A 7,343-nucleotide genomic window follows, 5' to 3' on the forward strand; every position below is an offset into this window, starting at 1 on the left:
GACAATGAACTTCAAAGAACTCTTCACCGACGATTCGGCGGTTTCACCGGTTATTGGAGTCATCCTAATGGTCGCGATTACTGTCATCCTCGCCGCTGTCATCGGCGCGTTCGTGCTGAATCTCGGTCAGGGAATCGATCAGAGCGCACCTCAGGCAAGTTTCGACTTTGACTACAACGAGACGTCAAACAATGTCACCATTACCCATCAAACGGGTGATTCGATTGATGCTGAACGACTATCCACAACGGGGCTTGCTGGAGGATCTGCAAACTGGACAGATCATATGGCTGGAACCGTTTCAGCTGGAACGAGTGTTGAATTCAACAACACTGCGGACTGGAGCGGCGAAACCATCCGCGTCGTCTGGGAATCCCAGAACGGCGAGAACTCTGCGACGCTGAGTCAGTCTACCGCGCCCACCGAATAGTCGGTTCGACCGCGTTTTCTCCGGCGCGCTTTTTCATCTCTGCTTCATAGACGAGCGGCACGCTACCTTCCTTATTCCGAACGGGAAAATATCGCATTCGTGCGGTGTGGAAAAATCAGCGATAACCGGTCCGTCGACTCGATACGCGCGGGGGGAGATCCGTCAATCAGACCGTCGGCTTGCCTTCCGAGGTGCCGACGAGCCACGTGCCGTACGTGATGAGCCCCGCGGCGAGAACGAGCGCGTACGTGAATATCTGGCCTGCGTTCGGGGCAACGCTCGGCAGGAGCAACAGCGACCCGACGATTATGAGGGCGACACCGGCGAGCACGCGAGTGCTATCGAACAGTCCCATACACGGATCTACTCCTCACGGAATATGGACTTTCCGTTTCTCTTCATCGAGGTGGATGACGCGGCATTGCGAACGTCGGTATCGAGAGGCGCAGGGGTTAATCTGTCGGCGTTCGAGTGGCCAGCTATGAACGCGGCGATCGTCACCGTCGGCAACGAACTGCTCGCGGGCGACATCGAGAACACGAACGCGACGTGGCTCTCCGAGCGACTCACCGCCCGCGGCGTCGAGGTCGCTCGAATCATCGTCGTCCCCGACGAGGAGGCGGTCGTCGCCGAGCGAGTGCGGGAGTGGAGCGAGCGCTTCGACGCGGTCCTCGTGACCGGCGGCCTCGGCGGGACGCCCGACGACGTGACGATGTCGGCCATCGCCGACGGTCTCGATCGGGAGTTAGTCGTCGATCCCGTCGCGGAGGCAGCGGTTCAGGAGACACTCGATCGGATCTTCGAGGAGAATCCGGAACTCGACTTCGAGCTCCGCTCGGAGTGGTACGCGTCGATGCCCGCGGGCGCCTCGGCCATCCCGAACCCCGAGGGGCTCGCGCCGGGCTGCGTCGTCGACGGCGTCTACGTCCTGCCCGGGATCCCAGCGGAGATGCGAGCCGTCTTCGACAACGTGGCGAACGAGTTCGACGGGAGCGTGGCGACCCGGACGCTCTACTCGCCCGAACCGGAGGGTGCACTGGCGTCGGTACTGGGGGACGCCGCCGAACGGTTCGGCGTCCGAGTCGGCAGCTATCCCAATCGCGACGCGGGGGAGACGCGGATCAAGCTCACCGGCGACGACGAAACCGAACTCGAGGAGGCGGTGGAGTGGCTTCGAGAGCGTGCCAACATCCCGCTCGAATCGCAGCCGTCCGAGTACTAATCTGGAGAAACGACAGCGCCGTCCGGGTCACCGCGGGTTCGGCAGACTCGATCGGTCGCTCGCCGAGAGCGACGAGAGCGCCCCGCGGGACTGGATGATGTTGAACGCGGTGACCAGATCCGAGCGGGAGATGAGCCCGACGACCTCGCCCGCGTCGTCGACGACAGGCAACCGTCCCACGTCGTTTTGCTGCATCTGTTCGATCGCGGTCATCGCGTCGGCATCGGGCGAGATTGTGGCCACTTCCCGCGACATCACGTCCTCGACCCGGTAAGCGTCGCGTTCGACCTCCTTGACCGATCGCGCGTCCCCGAGCGTCACCATTCCGACGAGTCGACCGTCCCGCATCACCGGATAGCCCGTGTGCCGCTCGGTGAACATCCGTTCGAGGAGCTCGGCGACGCTCGTGTCTTCGGCGACGGTATCCAAATTCTCCCGCGGCGTCATCACGTCTCTGACCGTCACGTCTTGGAAGGCCGCCTTCATCACCGTCTGTTGGGCCTCCGAGGACGCGCCGATGTAGATAAAGAAAGCGAGCGCCACCAGGAACAGGTTCGCGAACAGGCCGAAGATCCCGAGCAGGAAGGCGAATACCTTGCCGACCTCGGCGGCGATCTGCGTCGCTCTCGCGTGCGGTCGCGTGCGCGCGAGAAGTGCGCGGAGGACGCGCCCGCCGTCCATCGGGAACCCCGGGAGCATATTGAACACCGCGAGCACGATGTTCGTCAGCGCGAGGTAGCCGAGGACGAACTTCACGGGATCGAGCGCCGTCGGGAGTACGAGAAAGGCGAGATACGAGAGCACGCCGAGCGCGACGCTGACGATCGGTCCGGCGATCGCGATCCACAGCTCCTGTCGCCAGTCTTCCGGCATCTCGGTGAAACTTGCGACGCCGCCGAAGAGCCACAGCGTGATCGAGTCGATCTCGTAGCCGAAGCGCATCGCGACAAGCGAGTGGCCGAACTCGTGCAGCAGCACGCAGAAGAACAAGCCGATCGCCGCGGCCGCGCCCAGTACCCACTGCATCGATCCGGTGGTGAGCGGCCCGACGTCGATAGCGGAGCCGAACAGGTCGTTGACGACGCCGACGAGTTGGCCGACGTCGCTGCCGATGAGCCACGCGAAGAGCGGAAGGACGAGCAGGAACGTGAGATCGAGCTTGATCGGGATACCGAAGGCGCTACCGATACGAATTCCGCGCATAGTGGTGCATAGTCAGGCACGGGACTTAAGTCCAGCCGCGGTACGCCGAGTAGTGTGCCGGTATCCGCCTCAGCCGGAAAGCCGCCCAGTCGGGCCGAGAGTGTCCCGAAGCTTCCGAGCGCGTCCTCGTCGCGTGAACTGCGCCATCCGTGATATCGGGCGCCTCCACCGGTCACGAAAACACGGATCCGCTCGGAAGGAGACGAACCGCTGAAATACCTCCTCGACCTATCGTCGCGCGTGTCTCAACAGGTCGGCCGCGTCGACACGCTCTTTCTGCACGAGACCGGCGACGACTTTCTCGCGGTCGTCGAACGGGACGGGGAGCGCGTCTTTCAGGCGGTGCTCGAACTGCAGGAGACGGACGCCGGACCGCGCCCCGCGAAGTTCCGCATCAAGCGCGGGTCCACGGAGGAGCCGCGCGACCCGAGTCAGTTCGTCGAACTCGCGCGCCGCGCCTCGCGAATCCGTATCTCTCAGCAGACCTCGAAGGGTCGACGCCGCGACCTCCAGGAGATGCTCGACGGCTACCAACTGGAGGCGCTCGTCGTTCGGACGTGTCGGTTCTGCGCCTCCGACGGACGCTATTCGCCGATCACCGAAGATACCGCGATCAAGACCGACCGAGAGTACATCTGTCCTGACTGCGCGAAACGCGAGTTAGCGCGCGAACTCGACTTCTCCTCGTCGGGACGACTCACCGGCGCGGCGCAGGACCGACTCGAAGACCTGCTCCTCGAAACACAGGACCTCGACAGGATTTCGAACCTCCTCGCAGGCGGTCTCGACCCCGACCTCACGAAGTTCGACACCGTCAGCGCGACGACCGACGACGTCGACCTCGTGGAGACGTCGACGCTGGATCTCCACCCCGAACTCCAGCGCCGCGTCGAGGACCGCTTCGACACGCTGCTGCCCGTCCAGTCGCTGTCCGTCGACAACGGCCTCTTCGACGAGCGGGATCAACTCGTCGTGAGCGCGACCGCGACCGGGAAGACGCTCATCGGCGAGCTCGCGGGCATCGACCGAGCGCTGAAGGGCGACGGAAAGCTGCTCTTTCTTGTGCCGCTCGTCGCGCTCGCGAACCAGAAACACGAGGATTTCGAGGAGCGGTACGGCGACGTCCTCGACGTGACGATCCGCGTCGGTGCCTCGCGGATCAACGACGACGGCAACCGATTCAACCCGAACGCCGACGTCGTCGTCGGGACCTACGAGGGGATCGACCACGCGCTGCGGACCGGGAAGGACCTCGGCGACGTCGGCACCGTCGTCATCGACGAGGTGCACACGCTGAAAGAGGAGGAGCGCGGCCACCGCCTCGACGGCCTCATCAGCCGCCTGAAGTACTACAACGAGGAGCGGGCGGCGCGGCGCGACACGTACGGGGATGCGCAGTACGTGTACCTCTCCGCGACCGTTGGCAACCCCGAATCGTTGGCGCAGCGACTCCGCGCGACGCTCATCGAGTTCGAGGAGCGACCGGTGCCGATCGAGCGGCACGTGACGTTCGCGGACGGGCTCGAGAAGCCCGACATCATCAACAAACTCGTCAGGCGCGAGTTCGACGCGAAGTCCTCGAAGGGCTACCGCGGACAGACGATCGTCTTCACCAACTCGCGGCGTCGGTGTCACGAAATCGCCAGAAAATTGGAATACGCTGCCGCGCCGTATCACGCCGGACTCGACTACGGCCGCCGAAAGCGCGTCGAGCGGCAGTTCGGCGACCAGGACCTGGCCGCGGTGGTCACGACCGCCGCGCTCGCCGCCGGTGTCGACTTCCCCGCCTCGCAGGTGATCTTCGACTCGCTGGCGATGGGCATCGAGTGGCTCTCCGTCCAGGAGTTCGAGCAGATGCTCGGGCGGGCGGGACGCCCGGACTACCACGACGAGGGGAAGGTGTACCTGCTCGTCGAACCCGACTGCGTCTACCACAACTCGATGGAGATGACAGAAGACGAGGTCGCCTTCACGCTCCTGAAGGGCGAGATGGAGGACGTGCTGACGCGCTACGACGAGACCGCCGCCGCCGAGGAGACGCTCGCGAACATCGTCGTCGCGGGCAAGCGAGCCAAGCGGCTGAACGATCAGATGGTCGGCGAGGTGCCGACGAAACACGCGCTCGGAAAGCTGCTGCAGTGGGCGTTCATCGACGGCTTCGAGCCGACCCCGTTGGGGAGAGCGGTCTGTCGGCACTTCCTCTCGCCGAGGGACGCGTTCCGGATTCTGGACTGTATTCGGTCCGGGACCGACCCTTACGACCTCGTCGCCGAGATGGAACTGCAAGACGAGTTCTGATCTCACAGCGTGGCTGCGGGGCACCGTCTGTCCTCCGAACGCCTTTCGAGACCACAGCGGTATGCGATCCCACAGTATTTTGCACCGCCGAAGCGACCCACCGGTGTGGAACCGATATCTCCGGGCATCGCCGTCGTCTTCCTCATCGTGCTCGCCGCGCTCGCGCTCTTCGTGACCGAGCCGGTCCCGGTCGACGTCACGGCGATCGGCGTGATGGTCGCGCTGCTCCTCGTTGAGCCGGTATCGGCAGCGTTCGTATCAGTCGGAATGCTCACGGAGCCGATCGTCCTCTTCGACGACTACCCTGGCGACGCGCTCTCGGGCTTTTCCAGTCAGGCGACGCTGACAGTGCTCGCGATGTTCATCCTCAGCGAGGGCGTCCAGCGAACCGGCGTGATACAGCGGCTCGGCGCGTGGATCGCCGCGTTCACCGGCGGGAGCCAGCGCAGGCAATTGGGCGCGACGATCGGCGTCGTCGCGCCGATATCGGGGTTCATCAACAACACCGCGGCCGTGGCGATCCTGCTGCCGATGGTGACTGACCTCGCCGAACGCGGCGGGACGTCGCCCTCGAAGCTCCTGCTTCCCCTCTCGTACGCCTCGATGTTCGGGGGGATGCTCACGCTCATCGGGACGTCGACGAACATCCTCGCCTCCGAACTCTCGGGACGACTCATCGGGCGCACGTTTACGATGTTCGAGTTCACCCAACTCGGAATCGTCGTGAGCGTCGTCGGGACCGCGTACCTGCTGACGGTGGGACAGTGGCTGACGCCCGAGCGGATCAAGCCCCGACAGGACTTGACTGAGGAGTTCGGGATGGCCGACTACCTGACGGAGGTCGTCGTCCGCGGGGACTCGCCGTTGGTCGGCCAGCAGGTCCAGCGCGCGCTCGTCGAGACCGACTTCGACGTCGATCTGATTCAGCTCATCCGCGGCGAGGAGGTGTTTCTCGAACCCCTCGGGCCGAAGGAGATCCAGGCGGGCGACGTGTTCGCCATCCGGACCGACCGCGACACGCTGGTCGAACTGCTGGACGTCGAGGGACTCGACCTCGTCCCGACGGCGGTCGACGAGGCGGAGTTAGAGGCGAGCCAGTCCCGCCATAACCTCGTCGAGGTGGTCGTTTCGCCCGGATCGTCTCTCGTCGGGGAGTCACTCACCTCCGCGAGCTTTCGCCAGCGCTACAACGCGACCGTCCTCGCGCTGCGTCGCGGTGAAGAGCTGTTCCGCCGCCGGATGGACAACGTCAAGCTACGCGTCGGCGACACGCTACTCGTGCAGGCGACCGCCGACAGCATCGAGCGCCTCGACGCCAACCGCGATTTTATCGTCGCCCAGGAGATCGAACAGCACGACTACCGGGAATCGAGAACCCCGATCGCCGCGGGAATCGTCGTCGCCGTCGTCGGACTCGCCGCGCTCGACGTCCTCCCGATCGTCGTCTCGGCGCTCGCCGGGTCGCTCGCGATGGTCGCGACGGGCTGTCTCCGTCCGGGGGAACTCTACGACTCGGTCCAGTGGGACGTCGTGTTCCTGCTCGCCGGTGTGATCCCGCTCGGGATCGCGCTGGAGGCCACCGGCGCGGCCGCGCTCTTGGCCGAGGTCATCGTCGCCACGGGCGACGTCCTCCCGCTGGTGGGCGTACTCGCCGTGTTCTACCTCCTCACCGCCGTGCTGACGAACGTCATCTCGAACAACGCGAGCGTCGTGTTGATGGTCCCCGTCGCGGTCGAAGCCGCACAAACGCTCGGGTCGAACGCGTTCGCGTTCATCCTCGCAGTCACGTTCGCGGCGTCGACGGCGTTTATGACGCCCGTGGGCTACCAGACGAACCTGTTCGTCTACGGTCCCGGCGGGTACCGCTTCAGCGACTACATTCGCGTCGGCGGCCCGCTGCAGTTGGTCTTCGCCGTGGTGACCACCGTCGGCATCGCTGCGATCTGGGGGCTGTGAGAAACGCCGAACGAAATCCTTTACTCGGTGACCGTTCGAGTGATGAGTACGGGACCGTGGGTTAGCCTGGTATACTTCGGGCCTTGGGTGCCCGTGACCCCGGTTCAAATCCGGGCGGTCCCATACTCATTACGTATAAACCGGGAGAATTTTCCGGTTTTAGCGGCCATACGAGGTGGTCGCGATGATGCGTCTCAGCTATGAGGCGCAGCCTCGGTACTGCGACAACTGCGG

Annotated in this window: 6 protein-coding genes and 1 tRNA gene; 5 read left to right on the plus strand and 2 right to left on the minus strand. The window is 64.5% G+C overall.

The features are described 5' to 3' along the window. Positions 1 to 4: 4 nt before the first annotated feature. Positions 5 to 430 (plus strand): type IV pilin, encoded by a 426-nt coding sequence (locus tag FJT57_RS09095; RefSeq protein WP_144904328.1) that lies wholly within the window; start codon positions 5 to 7, stop codon positions 428 to 430. A 166-nt stretch (positions 431 to 596) separates the two neighbouring features. On the opposite strand, the gene FJT57_RS09100 is transcribed toward FJT57_RS09095, so the two are convergent. Further along, positions 597 to 785, minus strand: coding sequence for a hypothetical protein (locus tag FJT57_RS09100; protein ID WP_144904330.1), 189 nt, complete (start codon positions 783 to 785; stop codon positions 597 to 599). 126 nt (positions 786 to 911) lie between these two features. On the opposite strand from FJT57_RS09100, the gene FJT57_RS09105 reads away from it, so the two are divergent. After that, complete coding sequence (locus FJT57_RS09105; RefSeq protein ID WP_144904332.1) at positions 912 to 1,652, plus strand: competence/damage-inducible protein A; 741 nt, start codon at positions 912 to 914, stop codon at positions 1,650 to 1,652. A 27-nt stretch (positions 1,653 to 1,679) separates the two neighbouring features. On the opposite strand, the gene FJT57_RS09110 is transcribed toward FJT57_RS09105, so the two are convergent. After that, a complete protein-coding gene (locus FJT57_RS09110; protein WP_144904334.1) occupies positions 1,680 to 2,855 on the minus strand; it encodes a CBS domain-containing protein in 1,176 nt (391 codons plus the stop codon). A gap of 240 nt (positions 2,856 to 3,095) precedes the next feature. Here FJT57_RS09110 and FJT57_RS09115 point away from each other — a divergent pair, with 240 nt between their 5' ends. From FJT57_RS09115 to FJT57_RS09125, 3 genes are all read left to right on the plus strand, one after another. Then, positions 3,096 to 5,153 carry a DEAD/DEAH box helicase gene (locus FJT57_RS09115; protein WP_144904336.1) on the plus strand — a complete coding sequence of 686 codons (2,058 nt, stop codon included), beginning with the start codon at positions 3,096 to 3,098 and terminating at the stop codon, positions 5,151 to 5,153. A 105-nt stretch (positions 5,154 to 5,258) separates the two neighbouring features. Beyond that, a complete protein-coding gene (locus tag FJT57_RS09120) occupies positions 5,259 to 7,109 on the plus strand; it encodes an SLC13 family permease (RefSeq protein WP_144904338.1) in 1,851 nt (616 codons plus the stop codon). A gap of 50 nt (positions 7,110 to 7,159) precedes the next feature. Next, positions 7,160 to 7,232, plus strand: a tRNA-Pro gene (locus tag FJT57_RS09125). The last annotated feature ends 111 nt before the right edge of the window (positions 7,233 to 7,343 follow it).

Origin of the sequence: Halobellus captivus (assembly GCF_007655485.1) — an archaeon.
Lineage (GTDB): Archaea > Halobacteriota > Halobacteria > Halobacteriales > Haloferacaceae > Haloquadratum > Haloquadratum captivum.

Excerpts from the sequence above, each read along its gene's own strand:
- FJT57_RS09110 (WP_144904334.1), bottom strand. The coding sequence starts at position 2,855 with ATGCGCGGAATTCGTATCGGTAGCGCCTTCGGTATCCCGATCAAGCTC.
- FJT57_RS09105 (WP_144904332.1), top strand. The coding sequence starts at position 912 with ATGAACGCGGCGATCGTCACCGTCGGCAACGAACTGCTCGCGGGCGAC.
- FJT57_RS09095 (WP_144904328.1), top strand. The coding sequence starts at position 5 with ATGAACTTCAAAGAACTCTTCACCGACGATTCGGCGGTTTCACCGGTT.
- FJT57_RS09100 (WP_144904330.1), bottom strand. The coding sequence starts at position 785 with ATGGGACTGTTCGATAGCACTCGCGTGCTCGCCGGTGTCGCCCTCATA.